Genomic DNA, 14,798 nt, shown 5'->3' on the forward strand with positions numbered 1-14,798 from the left:
AAAAAGATATTTATTATCTTCTCAATCATATCATTCTTAATGATTATAATGTCTTTAATATGCTATTATATATTTGTAAAATCTAACTTGAATTACACTGAAAGTCAAGCAGAAAATATTGCACTAGAATTAATAGATGGTGCCATACTTAGAAGAGAAAAAGAAATTGATGATGGAATTTTAGAATACAAATTTGATATTATTGATAAAAACAATATAGTTCGTGAAGTAAGTGTAAGTTCAAAGACAGGTGCAATAATTGATTTTGATTAACAAATTATAATATTCAATCATGTGAGGTGTTATATTGAAAAAAATATTAATTATTGAAGATGAAGCAAATATATCAGATTTCATAAAAATGGAACTTGAATATGAAGGCTATGAGGTATTTATATGTGAAGATGGAAAATCAGGTTTAGAATCTGCACTTAATAATGAATTTGATTTAATAATCTTAGATTTAATGCTTCCAATTATAAGTGGACTTGAAGTATGCAGAAGACTGAAAAGAAAAAAGAATACCCCCATTATAATGCTTAGTGCCAAAGATGACGTTATGGACAAAGTAGCAGGCCTTCAGATTGGAGCTGATGACTATATTACCAAACCTTTTGCAATAGAAGAATTACTTGCAAGAATCCAAGTAGTTTTTAGAAGAGAGAACTCTAAAAAAAGTTATAAAGTAGTTTTTAAAGATATAGTTATTGATTTAAATTCAAGGAAAGTCTGTAGAGCTGGTGAAGTTTTGACTCTAACTAATAAAGAATATGAACTCCTTATTCTTTTAATAAATAATAAAGATACAGTTATGAGCAGATATGATATATTAAACGAAGTATGGGGATATGACTATGATGCAGGTACTAACGTTGTAGATGTGTATGTCAGCTATTTAAGAAATAAATTAGATGAAAAGAATAAGGAACAGTATATCCAAACAGTCAGATCTATAGGATATATTATGAAACTATAGTTCTATGCAAAGAAAAATACATATATTTTTTGAATTCAGTATTATATCATTAGTCATAATAACAGCAATAATTGTAATATATACAATAGCTCAAGTTGCATTAATAACTCTATTTAGTAAAGAGCATCAAAAAGACTCTATTGAAAATAGATATGAAGTTCTATGCTTTCTACTTTCTAATATTAATATTGATGAATATACTATAAATAATATAGCTAGATATGATGAACAAAATATTCGTATGTATAAAGAAGATTTCAGTGAATGTTTTGCAAGTAATTATGATGAAGATATATGGGAAAATATTGATTTTTATTTTGGAAGAGATGTTAAAATTGAAACAGAATATATATCAGATGATATCTATTCTGTACTAAGTGGTCCAATATATATAAATGGAGAAAGATATATTTTACAAATAGTATCGGATGAATATATTGGTGAAGATTTACTAGAATCATACTACCCAACATTTTTTGCCATATTTATATTTGGTATTATTTTAAGTATTTTAGGATCTATTCATTTATCTAAAAAATTTTTAAGAAAGCTCAATAGATTATCTAATGATATAGAAGAAGTAAAGGAATTTGGTATAAGCCATAGGATGAATAAGTCAAATTCAAATGATGAGTTTGATAGAATAGTAACATTATTTAATTCTATGATGGATGAAATAGAATGCTCATTTGAAGAACAAAAAGTCTTTATTTCAAATGCATCACATGAGCTTAGAACTCCACTTACAGCTCTTAAAGGTCATCTTTCAATGATTAAAAGATGGGGAAAAAATGATAAAGAAAGAATGGAAAAATCCATTGATATATGCATTGATGAAACAGATAGGTTAATTAAGATTGTAAATGACTTATTGCTCCTTACAAGATGTGAAAGAGAAATAATTAATTTAGATGAAATAAACGAAATTAAAGTATTGCAAATAATTTTAGATTGTGTTAATCATTATAAAATATTAAATGAAAACATTCAATTTGATATTGATGTAAAAGAAGAAGACTGCATTAAAATCACTCATGAACACTTGAAACAACTTTTAGTTATATTTATTGATAATTCAATTAAATATAACGACAAAGAAATATGTAAAATAAAAATAAGCTTAACCCAAAATAATGGTAGGAAAGAACTTTCTATTACTGATAATGGAATGGGAATCCCCCAAAATGATATTCAATATGTTTTAAATAAATTTTATAAAGTGGACAAATCAAGAGTAAATAATAATTCATATGGTATAGGTCTATCTATCGCCAATCAAATAGTTACTAATTACAAAGGTAAAATTAATATTTTTAGCACTGAAAAAGTGTACACTACAATAAAAATATTATTATAAATTATAATATATATGTTGAAAATTTAAATCTACACTATAACAGCATAATCTATGTCTAATTTTATGAAAGAATGATCTTGTAACATATATATTAAAATTAAGTTTATGATTACTTTATGCTAAGTAAATACCAGAACATAAAGTATATATGTTCTAATTAAGAATCTTCATTAAAATCTGCCCTAAACCCAAAAGGATATATGGTTCATATGAAGTAACTTTATTGGAACTTATATATAAAAAATAATTTCAATATATTATTAAAAAATTTAAGTTTAGAGGTGAATAAAATGAAAAAGAAAAATTTATCAAAATTAATAGCATTATGTTTACTATCATTGTCATTAGCTTCAATATCTCCTAAAGAAGCTGATGCAGCATGGATAAAGGATAAAAATGGATGGTGGTATTCAGAAGGAAATTCATGGGCTACAGGATGGAGATATATAAATGGATCATGGTATTATTTTAATTCACAAGGATATATGGCTCACGATACTGTAATTAACGGATACTATGTAAATGGTAATGGTCAATGGATAACTACAAATGCTAACTCAGCAACAGATATAGGAGAAGAAAAAGCAAAGCAAATAGCATTTAATCATGCTGGAGTATCTTCAAATGCTGTAAATTATGTTACTGTTGGTGTTGATTATATATTTGGAGCTAAGTCTTATGACATTGAATTTAAATCTGGAAACATTGAATATGATTATGACATTGATGCTTCAACAGGAAAAATTATAAAATATGATAATGAAATAGATGACGATTATATAAATATACCACAAAATAGTACTTCATCAACAGATATTGGTCTAGAAAAAGCAAAACAAACAGCATTTAATCATGCTGAAGTATCTTCAAATTCAATAAGAGATTTAGATTTAGATTATGACTATAAGAATGGAATTAAAGTCTACGAAATAAGTTTTAAAGTTGGAAATATGGAATATGACTATGACATAAATTCATCAACTGGAGCAATAGAAAAATACGACAGCGAGTATGATGATTAATATAAAATATAAATTGAATCCATACATATAAATACTCACAGTGAAATAAAACAATTACCAGAGTGTTATTTAAACAAAGCAAAAAATCTCCTTTAGGATAGTGCATGTAGTATCCTAAAGGAGATTTATATATTAAAAATTATATTATGAAAGAATACTATGTTGAAGGTAATACAAAAAATGAATTATCAATTCTGTTCTTTTTACATTAAGTATAAAAGAGTATGACTATTGTTTGAATATACTTTATACAAATCATTAACCTAATTCCTACTCTGTTATATATACACAACTTTAATACTTTTTCTAAATTAATCCATATTCCTTTAAGCTATCTTTCAATGTTTCTAAATTTTTACCTTCCATGGCAAATAGAGGCATTCTCAAATTTCCAACATTGTATCCCATAAGTCCTAACGCAGTCTTTACTGGTATAGGATTAACTTCAATAAATAAATTATTTATAAGTTCTAAATAATCAGTCTGCATTTTTGCACTTTCTTCTATCTTTCCTTCAAAGTAAAGGCTGCAAATTTCGTGTGCTTCCTTAGGCATAACATTTGATAATACGGAAATAACTCCTTTACCACCTAATGATAATATAGGAACTATTTGATCATCATTTCCAGAATAAATATCAAGATTATCTCCACACAAAGCTTTAATTTTAGCTACTTGAGATAAATCTCCACTAGCTTCTTTTGTAGCAACTATTCTTGGATGCTTAGCTAATTCTACATATGTTTCTGGAAGAATATTAACACCAGTTCTTGATGGAACATTATATAGAATCATTGGTACATTAACTCTGTCTGCTATATATGTAAAGTGTTTAACTAAACCACTTTGAGTTGCTTTGTTATAGTAAGGTGTCACAACTAATATTCCATCTACCCCAACACTTTCAGCATATTTTGAAAGTTCAACAGCGTATGCTGTATCATTTGAACCTGTACCTGCTATTACAGGAATTCTCTTCTTTACATATTCTACTGTAAATCTAATGGCTTCTTTGTGCTCTTCATCTGACATAGTTGATGATTCACCTGTAGTTCCAGCAATTACAATTGCATCTGTACCATTATCTATGTTGAAATCTATCAGTCTTTTTAATTCCTCAAAATTAATTCCATTCTCATTAAAAGGTGTAACTATTGCAACTGCTGCACCAGTAAATATTGTTTTCTTCATAAAACATGCCTCCAAATCGTTAATCCTTATATAATTAATTTATTTTATAAAGAAAAATTATCAATATAGAAAATTTTTCCCCATTTTTTAAATAATTCAATCATTTTTATATATTTTATATTTAAAATTCATAAGTAAATTATATCATAGTAAAATAATATATTGTGATATTTTATGCATATTTATTCTAGTATTTTCTATTTATATATTTTAACATAATGTATATATAAATGTTTTAAAAAAATGTTGCTAGTTTAAAAATCAAGAAAAATCGCTTGTATCAAGCTAATGTAAACATCTTGATACAAGAATATGTGAATTTTGAATGCTTAAAAAATATACTAAAAATCTATTAAAATTTTATATTTTAGCATATACTACTGTTATCAAAATTAATTAGATTATGAAATATCCATATGACAAATTAACTTTCTAAGTTAATTAACACAAATATAAAATTTTACTGTTAATCAAATTTCATAAATACAAGATTCTTTTCCAAATTAGCTCATAAGTCAATATGAATTAATTGAACATTCATGATATAATTATGGTTATACTTTAATATACTTTGAACAAAAATAATAAATATTTATAAATATCCTAAATCATAATAATTTTTATATTTAAATTTAGGACTTATATGAGGTGAAAAAATGTTTTTTGAATTACTTATCAACAAATTTATAAAAGACAAAAATAATATTAAAAACGATAAAGTAAGAAACTCTTATGGGCTACTTGGAGGAATAGTAGGCATATTAGTAAACGTACTTCTATTTATAATAAAGTTATCAGTCGGTGTTATTGTATCGAGTATTGCAATTACTGCCGATGCCTTTAATAACCTTTCTGATGCAGCATCATCATTAATAACTATATTGGGATTCAAATTATCCAGTATGCCTGCTGACAAAGAACATCCTTTTGGACATGGTAGATTAGAATATTTATCAGCTCTAATAGTTGCATTTATGGTAATGTTAGTTGGATTACAGTTTATTAAAACTTCTTTTAATAAGATAGTTAATCCTGAACCTGTTATATTTGATTTTATTCCATTTATATTATTATTTGTCTCTATATTTCTTAAATTGTGGCTTTCAAAATTTAATAAGTATGTAGGCGATAAAATAAATTCTTCTGCATTAAAGGCCGCTTCTGTTGATGCTTTAGGAGATGTATTTACTACAAGCTGTGTTGTACTTTCTTTTCTAGCTTCAAAATTCACCGCTCTTCCAATTGATGGATATGTGGGTTTAGCTGTAGCTATATTTATAGTCTATTCCGGATTTAATCTTGTTAAAGATACTATTAATCCTTTACTTGGTGAAGCTCCAGACCCTGAATTAGTTAAATCCATAGAAGAAAAAGTTCTTTCATATGAAAATATATTAGGAACTCATGATTTAATTGTTCATAATTATGGTCCTGGAAAATGTATGGCATCTATTCACGCAGAAATTCCAAGTGACATAAGTGTCGTTGCTATACATGAAATAATAGATAAGGCTGAAAGAGAAATATCTGCTGAACTTAAAATATATCTAGTAATTCATATAGATCCAGTTTGTAATATTGAAGGGGAAGTAAAAGAAGCTTACGATGAGATTCAAAAAGTTATCGATGAATATGATTTTATAGAGTCTATACATGATTTTAGAGTCGTTGGTGAAGGCAAAATAAAAAATTTAATTTTTGATGTAGTTTTAGATGTTACAAAAGATTCTCATTTAAGCAATGAAGCATTAATTGATTTAATTTCTGAAAGAGTTAAAAAAATACACCCATGCTATAATTGTGTAATCACAATTGATAAGCACTATGTATAAAATTATAAATTATCAGTTCTCAATATAAATAAGGGACGTAGTAAGTTTTAGTGAAATAACCGAAATAAAGCTCTCAAATTTGGCTCGCTTGATACAAAAATGAAACTAAAAATTTAAACATCAATGATTGTACCCAAAACCGTTTGCTCCAAGGCATATAATGCTTAGTAAGGTACGAACTTAGCAGTATAGCCCATCTTTATCTACCGATGAAGATGGTTCCTTTAATATGCCTTAGACAAACAATTTTGGAACAATCATTAATGTAAAAATTCTAAAGCTTCATTTTTGAAGGCAAGTCTCCGCCCAATATGAGAGCTTTATTTCTTTGTTTCATCTAAACTCAGAGTTTCAGATATTGTTGTTATACATAAATACATTTTTTAATTAATGAATAGTTATTTATACATGTTAAAGATTTAAAAAGTCAGTATTCTATAATTTTTTTAATGTACTAATTTATAGATGTAGGAAGATAAACTCTTACAGATTTGCTTATTTATTTGTGATATAGTGATTCAATAAGTAACTTTATAAATTACTACAATTTATTGAGACTATATTTTTAGTCATGTAATATTCATAAAACATATATTCTAGCTAAAATAAGTTAGATATCTATAATTTTAGAGGAAAACAAAGAAATTCAATATATGATAAGCGTAGTATTGTATTAAGAAATTTAAGCTGTTAACTTATTAGACAGAGGTTGTTCCAAAATTGTTTGTCCAAAACTTGTTTTTTGGGAGCAAACATTTTTGGGCACAACCTCTGTCTTTATAAGTTTTAGCTTAAATTTCCCTACAATCGAGCTTATATATATTGAATTTCGGTTGCTATCCACTAAATTTTGATTCTACAAAATATATTTATATTGTTGAAAGTTACCATATTTTTAACCTATCCTCGGGCTTAACATACATTTTATCGCCTTCTTTAATTCCATATGTTTCATAGAACTTTTCATATTGTGATAAAACTGCATTTACTCTGTATTTATATGGTGAATGAGTATCCCACTTTAACATTTGTTGTTCATATTCAGGTGACCTTGCACATCTATATCCTATTGCATAATTTTCAAAGAATTCTTTATAGTTTGCATTAGGCATTGTTTCTAATATATCTAATAAACATGCCATTGATGTAATATCTGCAATATTTTCACCTAGTGTGCTTTCACCATTAATAAATTGACCTGGTAAAGCTTCTATATTGCTATAAAATTCTTTAAATTTCTCTGCCTTCTCATTAAATTTATTATAATCTTCTATATTCCACCAGTTTTGATAGTTTCCATCTGCATCATATAATGCACCAAGATCATCAAAGGCATGGCTAATTTCATGACCTAAAACAAACCCAACAGTTGCTAATTTTTTTTCCTTAGAATCATTAATATTATAGAAATCTGGCTCTAAAAGACCCGCTGTAACAACTAAGCTATTAGTTTCAAAATGATATTCTGCAAATACTCCTTGTGGCGTAACTGTTCCCGAAAAAATTTCATCATTTAAAGGCTCGTATAGTTCAGCAAATTCTTTTTTCCTTTGATGTTCAGTAATATTCATCATATTTTCAACTAATGAACCACCTTCAGCAAATGATTTAATTTCTACACCCGAATAATCTTCATAAGTTTCTGGATATCCTATATTAAATTTCAATTTATCCAACTTATTTAATGCATTTTTCTTAGTTAAATCACTTATCCAATCATTATTATTTATTCTCTTTCTATAAGTTGAAACTAATTCCTTTGCTAATAATTCAACATCTCTTTTTTCTTCTTCATTACAGTATTTATCAGTGTACAACTTTCCAAGTGCTTCTGTAAAATTAGCATATATAGTCTCGTAAGCATCATTTTCAGCCGATTGTGTACTATTACTTTCAGTTTGGTTTAAATAAGCTATATATTCATCATTTAATCTTACAAAATCATCATCAAGAAATTTACCTAATGCCTGTAGTATTGTAATTTCAATATAATTTTTTATTTTCGGAAGATTTTCTTCTGTATATAAAGCATTTAGACTTTGAAGCCACTTTTTCTGCTGAACTATTATCGTATTCTTACTTTTATCTATACCAAGTCCATTCATAACCTTAGACAATTGTAAATTAGGAGCCATTTTATTTAATTCATCCATAGTCACAGAGACATTAAGTGATTGATAGTCAATTTCTCCTCCATATAACTGATTCATTCCTATCATACTCTTTGCTATATTTTCTTCAAACGATATAAGATCATCAGTTTTCTTTTTAGCTTCATCTTCAGAATATCCACTTAGTTTTAAAGTACTTTCTATATAATTAATATATTTTTCTTTTCTTTCTTTACTTTCTTCAGTATCACTAAAATAATCGTTACTATTAACTAATCCAAGTAAAGTTGGCTGTATATATAGTTGATGACTCTTATTTGTATATAAAGGTGATACTTTAAATCTAAATAAATTATTAAATATGTCCATTTCATTAGTAGATAAAAGTTCTGTTAACTCATTAATTGAATTCACATTTTTAATTTTATCAACATACTTTTGGGCACCATCTACACCTTGTCTATTTCTTGCTTCTGTATCAAGTATGTTATTATATAAATTAATCATCTTACATTCAACAGTATCTGATGAATAATTAGACTGTTCCTTCAACATTTCATTAAATATGTCTCTCACGTCTACAGTACTTTTCGCTGTAAGATACGTATAATAACTGATTTCCTGAAGATCAGGTGTAATATATTGATTTACTCCATTAATCCAATCATTATTGATAGAACCATAAAAATCATCTTGGTATCCTGAACTTGTTTCTTTTCCATTATCTAAAACAGATCTTGTCCTATTACTGCTTGAGCTTGCAGGCGGCTTATATTTACTCCATATGATATCTTCAAAATCATATGGAATCCCTTGCTTATTTATATAAGAATTATTAATATTCTCATTAGCGGCTTTGGCATCTGTTGAAAATAGCGTAAATGTTGTCATAAAAGCCATGGTAAATGATATTACCTTAACCATTCTCTTTAAATTAATCATAGGCTTTAACCATCTCCCTTCATCTTCTTAAATTAAGCTTGTATATATAGTATAACATCTTTATATTCATAACTTCTATTAAAAAGAACTTAATATTTCTATTATCTATATTTTTATCTTTATAATGCAAAAATCCTAGAGTCTTTTTGCTCTAGGATTTTAGATTATTTATTTGCTATTTAAATCTTTTACAAATATGTGCTTATAAATTACTAAGTTAATTCATAAAGCTTTTGTTAATAAATAAAAATCAAATATATTATTTGTTTTCATAAGTTACATTAATATTTAAAAATCAGAAGAATATTTTTATAATTCCTAGTATCATTGAAGATACTATAAGAATTTTACTTAACATATAATATTTTTTTACTACAAAATAAAGTACTAATCCAATAATAGCTGGTACTCCCATCAACCAAGCAATACATTTTTCCATAACCCAATTTGTAGGTAAAGATGTTACATTCAATAATGTTATAATAACACTAACTGCTCCTGCAAAAATAAATGCTATATTTTGTTTATTTTTTTCTTTAGTTATAAATAACATTAATGCAGCACAAATACTAATTACAGTCATTGATATAAATAAAATTAAAAGTGCTCCCATGATAATTCTCTCCTTCCATATTTCTTTTATCGTTTTATTTAACTACATAATAGATTATTATTATATCATTAAATTTTACAAGCAAAAATATATATTATAAAATTTCAAAACTATAACTTCTGAACTTATACTTGCAAAAAAACAGAGAGAGTTATATCTAAAATTTAAATATAACTCTCTCTGTTTATAAATCTTTATTTTAAAGCACCTTTGATAAAAAATCTATTGTACGTGGATTCTTAGGATTTTTAAATATTTCATCTGGTGTACCTTGTTCTACGATTTTTCCACCATCCATAAATAATATTCTATCTCCAACTTCTCTTGCAAACCCCATTTCATGAGTAACAACTACCATTGTCATCCCTTCTTTTGCAAGATCCTTCATAACATTTAGAACCTCACCGACCATTTCTGGATCTAATGCTGATGTTGGTTCATCAAACAACATTACGTCTGGCTCCATAGCTAATGCTCTTGCTATAGCTATTCTTTGCTTTTGACCACCTGAAAGTGATGCTGGATATGCATCTATTTTATCAATTAGCCCTACTTTATTTAATAGCTCTTTTGCTTTTGCTTCTGCTTGTTCATTAGACATCTTTTTAACTCTCATAGGCGCTAGACAGATGTTTTGTTTTACTGTTTTATGTGGGAATAAATTAAACTGTTGAAATACCATTCCCATTTTTTCTCTCATCTTATTTATGTCAGTTGCCTTTGATGTTATATCTTTTCCTTCAAAAGTAATTGTGCCTGATGTAGGAACTTCTAATAGATTAAGGCATCTTAAGAAAGTACTTTTTCCTGAACCTGATGGTCCAATTACAACTACCACTTCCCCTTTAGCGATATGCTCATCAATTCCCTTTAGTACTTCATTTTTTCCAAAACTCTTGTTTAAATCTTTAACGTATATCACTAGCCTTTAATCTCCTTTCAATAAATCCTAAACATCTTGTTAATGTGAATGTAATTACAAAATAAAATACTGCTGCAACAATTACTGGTTCTAATCCAAGTGCTGTATTTCCTCTTACTATTCCAGCATTGTACATAAGCTCTGCAACACCTATTACAGAAACCATTGAAGATTCTTTAATTACTGATATAAATTCATTTCCAAGTGCAGGCAAGATATTTTTAAATGCTTGAGGTATTATAATATCAATCATTGCTTGCCCTTGAGTCATACCTAAACTTCTTGACGCTTCCATTTGACCCTTATCAACTGCTTCAATACCAGCTCTTATTATCTCTGAAACATATGCAGCTGAATTTAATGATAATGCAACTATACCAACTGCCATATCTGACATATCTAATCCAGTTAAATTAGGTAACCCTATATAGATTATATAAATCTGAACTAAAAGAGGTGTACCTCTTACAAATTCTACATATGCTGTTGCTAAGATGCTTATAGGTTTAATTTTTGAACGCCTAATAAGTGTTAATAACAAACCTAAAATTGTTCCAAATAATACTGCGCATAAAGCCAGTATTATTGTTATTTCTGCACCTTTTATATAGTAACTTGAGTATTTGTCTAAAAATGTAAAATTCAAAATACAACCTCCTTAGTCAATTCATCCCTATTAGGAACCCCCTATGGGTAATTTCATTCAATGTTTAATTCTATTGTTCAGCAGCTAAATCATTTGCATCTGAAACAAATTTTGTTATCTTATCTTCTTCTTTTAACTTACTTATAGTCTTGTTAACTTCTGTTTGTAATTCAGTAGAACCTTTCTTTAAAGCTATTGCAGCTCCACCATTTTCATCTGTTACTACAAAATCAGACATTGCTATATCTTTATTTTTATCACAATTAATCTTTGCAACACCTTCTTCAATTAAAATAGCATCTACTTTCTTGTTCTTTAAGTCCAATACTAAATCTGTAACCTTTGCTAAAGATTTAATGTTTGCTTCATCAAAATTTTCTTTTGCAATACCTTCTTGAATTGATCCTTTTTGAACTCCAATCTTTTTACCCTTTAAATCATCAAATGATTTAACTGAACCTTCTTCACCACTTCTTAAAATAAAACGATGAGTTGCAGAATAATAAATATCTGAGAAATCTGCATTTTCCTTTCTTTCATCTGTAGGAGTCATTCCTGCAAATACCATATCAACTTTTCCTGCTTGAAGAGCTACAAGCAACCCATCAAAATCCATATCCTTTACTTCTAATTCAACACCTAAGTCTTTAGCAACTTCCTTTGCTACATCAATATCAAACCCTACTATTTCATCTTTTCCATTCGCCATTGTATGGAATTCATATGGTGGATAATCTGCGCTTGTACCTACTACAAGTTTTCCTTTTGATTTTATATCACTTAAATTTCCTCCATCGGCTTTTTGCTCTACAGCCGCACCTTCTGTCTTTTCCCCTTCAGTTTTGCTACTACTTCCACATCCTATTGCACTAATTGCCATTGTAGCTACTGCAACAACTGCGATCATCTTTTTTAATATTCCTTTTTTCATTTATTAATCCCCCTTCTTATTTGCTATACTTCCCTTATTGACCATTTTCATAATGGCCTGTCTTTCTTTTGATAAACTTATTATAAACACTTATTTATAATTATGCAATAGTTATGTATAAAATTCTTTAATATTTTTTGTTAAATATTAAATTTCAGATCAATATATATTAATATTAGAATATCAATATACTTTATTTTATGTTATTTTAAATATTTTAATGTGCATATTGTATTATTATGCATACATTAAATAATTCATGTATAATAAAAAAATCGCCAAGGCGACTATGATATAATCTTTTAAAGAATAAAAAACGCCAAAGCCCTTTAAGATATTAAGCATTAGCGTTTAACAGTTCTATTTATTTAGTTTATTTTTTATATATTCTATGTCCTCAATAATCCCAAAGACATCTTTGTAACACTGCTTTCCATACTCAAGGACTAAGTCTGCATCACTTGTATATTTTTTATACAAGTCTAAGAATTTATCAAAGCTTAATTTTCCATCATTTATTCTATTATGATTATCCTCAAATCCATCATTATTATGAATATGATATGCAACAATCTTATCTTTTAACTCCATAATAATATTCTCTATATCCCATTTGTTTGCAAATGCATGCCCTATATCTATAAGTATATTATTAGGAATACTTTTTGCCATTTCTATAAATTCTTTTTCATTAAATAACATATTTTCATGTGAAATTACACCACAATTTTCTACTACAATTTTTGAATCATATTCCTTTGCATTTTCATTCAAATCTATTAAGTTCTCAGATGATGCCTCTATCATTCTTTCCTTATTTTCCTGAACAACTTTGCAGTTATTATGATGATATACGATATATCTACTATTCAATTCTTTTGATATTTCTAACGTACTATTGAAATATTCATTTGTTCTTATATATTCTAAAGATCCTTTTTCTGCCGAATGTTCTGTCTCATAATATGGTCCATGTAATGAAATTTTATAATCTTTAAGCCTATCAATATTATCATCAATAAACTTAATAAATACATCATTCTGCCACTCTACAAAAAGTTCTATTCCAATACTTCTATCATTAATTTTATCTAAAAGACTAAAAATTTCTTCAAGCTGATCTGGATTATATAAATTTGTACTTATATAAATATTCATAATTAAATCTCCTTCGGATATCCAATTGACATTGTTGTTTTTCTATCAAACAAATGAATTTTACTAAAATCCAGTTCAAAATATACAACATCATCAGATTTATATTTATTTTCTTCTAATATAGCAATTACTTCATTTCCTTCTACTTCAATATAGACTCCAACTTTATTACCATAATCTTCAACATATTTAACAAAACCTTTTAGTGAATTTTTTCCATTTTCAAATTGTAAGTTTATGTGTTCAGGTCGTATACCAATGCATAATTCTGTATTCCCATTATCTTCGACTAACTTAATCCACTCATCTGAAATACTAATTTTTTGATCGCCTACTACTATTTTTCTGTCATTATAATTAACTTCAAAAACATTTGTTGATGGCGAACCAATAAACTTTGCAGTAAATATATTGGCTGGCTTGTTATACACATTGGCTGGAGTATCAACCATTTGAAGAGTTCCTTTATTCATAAGTGCTATTCTATCTCCCATTGTCATAGCCTCTACTTGATCATGTGTTACATATACAAAAGTTTGATTATATAATTCATGAATTTTAACCAACTCTTTTCTTGCATGTCCTCTAAGTTGTGCATCAAGATTTGAAAGTGGCTCATCCAAAAGAAAATAATCACTTCTTTTTACTATAGCTCTTGCAAGTGCCACTCTTTGGCGTTGTCCACCAGATAAATCTTTTGGCTTTCTTTTTTCTAGCCCATTTAATTGAAGCATATCTATTGCAGAATTTAACCTATCTTTCACCTCTGAAGGTTGAAATTTATGCACCTTTAGACCATAAGTTATATTTTCTTCTACAGTCATATGTGGGAATAATGCATAATTTTGAAATACCATTGCTATATTCCTCTCGCCGCTCTTAACATTATTAACACATTTTCCATTCATATATAACTTTCCACTTGTTATATCTTCCAGCCCTGCAATCATTCTAAGAGTTGTGGACTTACCACATCCAGAAGGTCCAAGTAAAATCAATCTTTCACCTTCTTTTATTGTTAAGTTTAAATTATTAACTATTTGTGCTTTTCCATAAGATTTACATACATTTTCAAATACTATTTCTTTCATTGCTAA

Annotated in this window: 13 protein-coding genes; 5 read left to right on the forward strand and 8 right to left on the reverse strand. The window is 27.4% G+C overall.

The window, feature by feature from the left end; translation table 11 throughout:
* The first annotated feature begins 87 nt into the window (after positions 1-87).
* The 4 genes from CNEONATNEC86_RS19250 to CNEONATNEC86_RS19265 all read left to right on the forward strand — a co-directional run bounded on the left by CNEONATNEC86_RS19250 (position 88) and on the right by CNEONATNEC86_RS19265 (position 3,355).
* Complete coding sequence (locus tag CNEONATNEC86_RS19250) at positions 88-273, forward strand: PepSY domain-containing protein (protein WP_159136685.1); 186 nt, start codon at positions 88-90, stop codon at positions 271-273.
* Positions 274-307: 34 nt separating this feature from the next.
* Positions 308-976: a response regulator transcription factor gene (locus CNEONATNEC86_RS19255; protein ID WP_058296760.1), complete on the forward strand. Its 669-nt coding sequence runs from the start codon at positions 308-310 to the stop codon at positions 974-976.
* 4 nt (positions 977-980) lie between these two features.
* Positions 981-2,333 (forward strand): sensor histidine kinase, encoded by a 1,353-nt coding sequence (locus tag CNEONATNEC86_RS19260; RefSeq protein ID WP_058296761.1) that lies wholly within the window; start codon positions 981-983, stop codon positions 2,331-2,333.
* A gap of 290 nt (positions 2,334-2,623) precedes the next feature.
* Positions 2,624-3,355: a PepSY domain-containing protein gene (locus CNEONATNEC86_RS19265; protein WP_125147778.1), complete on the forward strand. Its 732-nt coding sequence runs from the start codon at positions 2,624-2,626 to the stop codon at positions 3,353-3,355.
* A 306-nt stretch (positions 3,356-3,661) separates the two neighbouring features.
* Here the strand turns inward: CNEONATNEC86_RS19265 and dapA are convergent, their stop codons facing one another.
* Complete coding sequence (gene dapA / locus CNEONATNEC86_RS19270; protein WP_125147779.1) at positions 3,662-4,546, reverse strand: 4-hydroxy-tetrahydrodipicolinate synthase; 885 nt, start codon at positions 4,544-4,546, stop codon at positions 3,662-3,664.
* A 656-nt stretch (positions 4,547-5,202) separates the two neighbouring features.
* Here dapA and CNEONATNEC86_RS19275 point away from each other — a divergent pair.
* The gene (locus tag CNEONATNEC86_RS19275; protein ID WP_125147780.1) at positions 5,203-6,378 is read left to right on the forward strand and encodes a cation diffusion facilitator family transporter; all 1,176 of its coding nucleotides are present in this window, start codon (positions 5,203-5,205) and stop codon (positions 6,376-6,378) included.
* Positions 6,379-7,262: 884 nt separating this feature from the next.
* Here CNEONATNEC86_RS19275 and CNEONATNEC86_RS19280 read toward each other — a convergent pair.
* From CNEONATNEC86_RS19280 to CNEONATNEC86_RS19310, 7 genes are all read right to left on the reverse strand, one after another.
* A complete protein-coding gene (locus CNEONATNEC86_RS19280) occupies positions 7,263-9,431 on the reverse strand; it encodes a M13-type metalloendopeptidase (protein ID WP_159136686.1) in 2,169 nt (722 codons plus the stop codon).
* Positions 9,432-9,726: 295 nt separating this feature from the next.
* Positions 9,727-10,044, reverse strand: a complete 318-nt coding sequence (locus tag CNEONATNEC86_RS19285) for a hypothetical protein (protein ID WP_058296766.1) — start codon at positions 10,042-10,044, stop codon at positions 9,727-9,729.
* A 199-nt stretch (positions 10,045-10,243) separates the two neighbouring features.
* Entirely contained in the window at positions 10,244-10,966 is a 723-nt protein-coding gene (locus tag CNEONATNEC86_RS19290; RefSeq protein WP_058296767.1) for an amino acid ABC transporter ATP-binding protein, read from the reverse strand.
* A complete protein-coding gene (locus tag CNEONATNEC86_RS19295) occupies positions 10,953-11,612 on the reverse strand; it encodes an amino acid ABC transporter permease (protein ID WP_159136687.1) in 660 nt (219 codons plus the stop codon). The genes CNEONATNEC86_RS19290 and CNEONATNEC86_RS19295 overlap by 14 nt, the downstream gene beginning before the upstream one ends.
* Before the next feature lie 70 nt (positions 11,613-11,682).
* Positions 11,683-12,543 carry an ABC transporter substrate-binding protein gene (locus tag CNEONATNEC86_RS19300; RefSeq protein ID WP_125147782.1) on the reverse strand — a complete coding sequence of 287 codons (861 nt, stop codon included), beginning with the start codon at positions 12,541-12,543 and terminating at the stop codon, positions 11,683-11,685.
* 360 nt (positions 12,544-12,903) lie between these two features.
* The gene (locus tag CNEONATNEC86_RS19305) at positions 12,904-13,701 is read right to left on the reverse strand and encodes a sugar phosphate isomerase/epimerase family protein (RefSeq protein WP_058296770.1); all 798 of its coding nucleotides are present in this window, start codon (positions 13,699-13,701) and stop codon (positions 12,904-12,906) included.
* A gap of 2 nt (positions 13,702-13,703) precedes the next feature.
* A complete protein-coding gene (locus CNEONATNEC86_RS19310; RefSeq protein ID WP_159136688.1) occupies positions 13,704-14,792 on the reverse strand; it encodes an ABC transporter ATP-binding protein in 1,089 nt (362 codons plus the stop codon).
* Positions 14,793-14,798: the final 6 nt, after the last annotated feature.

It is taken from the genome of Clostridium neonatale, assembly GCF_900465025.1.
Lineage (GTDB): Bacteria > Bacillota > Clostridia > Clostridiales > Clostridiaceae > Clostridium > Clostridium neonatale.

Excerpts from the sequence above, each read along its gene's own strand:
- CNEONATNEC86_RS19260 (WP_058296761.1), top strand. The coding sequence starts at position 981 with ATGCAAAGAAAAATACATATATTTTTTGAATTCAGTATTATATCATTA.
- CNEONATNEC86_RS19265 (WP_125147778.1), top strand. The coding sequence starts at position 2,624 with ATGAAAAAGAAAAATTTATCAAAATTAATAGCATTATGTTTACTATCA.
- dapA (WP_125147779.1), bottom strand. The coding sequence starts at position 4,546 with ATGAAGAAAACAATATTTACTGGTGCAGCAGTTGCAATAGTTACACCT.
- CNEONATNEC86_RS19275 (WP_125147780.1), top strand. The coding sequence starts at position 5,203 with ATGTTTTTTGAATTACTTATCAACAAATTTATAAAAGACAAAAATAAT.
- CNEONATNEC86_RS19280 (WP_159136686.1), bottom strand. The coding sequence starts at position 9,431 with ATGATTAATTTAAAGAGAATGGTTAAGGTAATATCATTTACCATGGCT.
- CNEONATNEC86_RS19285 (WP_058296766.1), bottom strand. The coding sequence starts at position 10,044 with ATGGGAGCACTTTTAATTTTATTTATATCAATGACTGTAATTAGTATT.
- CNEONATNEC86_RS19300 (WP_125147782.1), bottom strand. The coding sequence starts at position 12,543 with ATGAAAAAAGGAATATTAAAAAAGATGATCGCAGTTGTTGCAGTAGCT.
- CNEONATNEC86_RS19305 (WP_058296770.1), bottom strand. The coding sequence starts at position 13,701 with ATGAATATTTATATAAGTACAAATTTATATAATCCAGATCAGCTTGAA.
- CNEONATNEC86_RS19310 (WP_159136688.1), bottom strand. The coding sequence starts at position 14,792 with ATGAAAGAAATAGTATTTGAAAATGTATGTAAATCTTATGGAAAAGCA.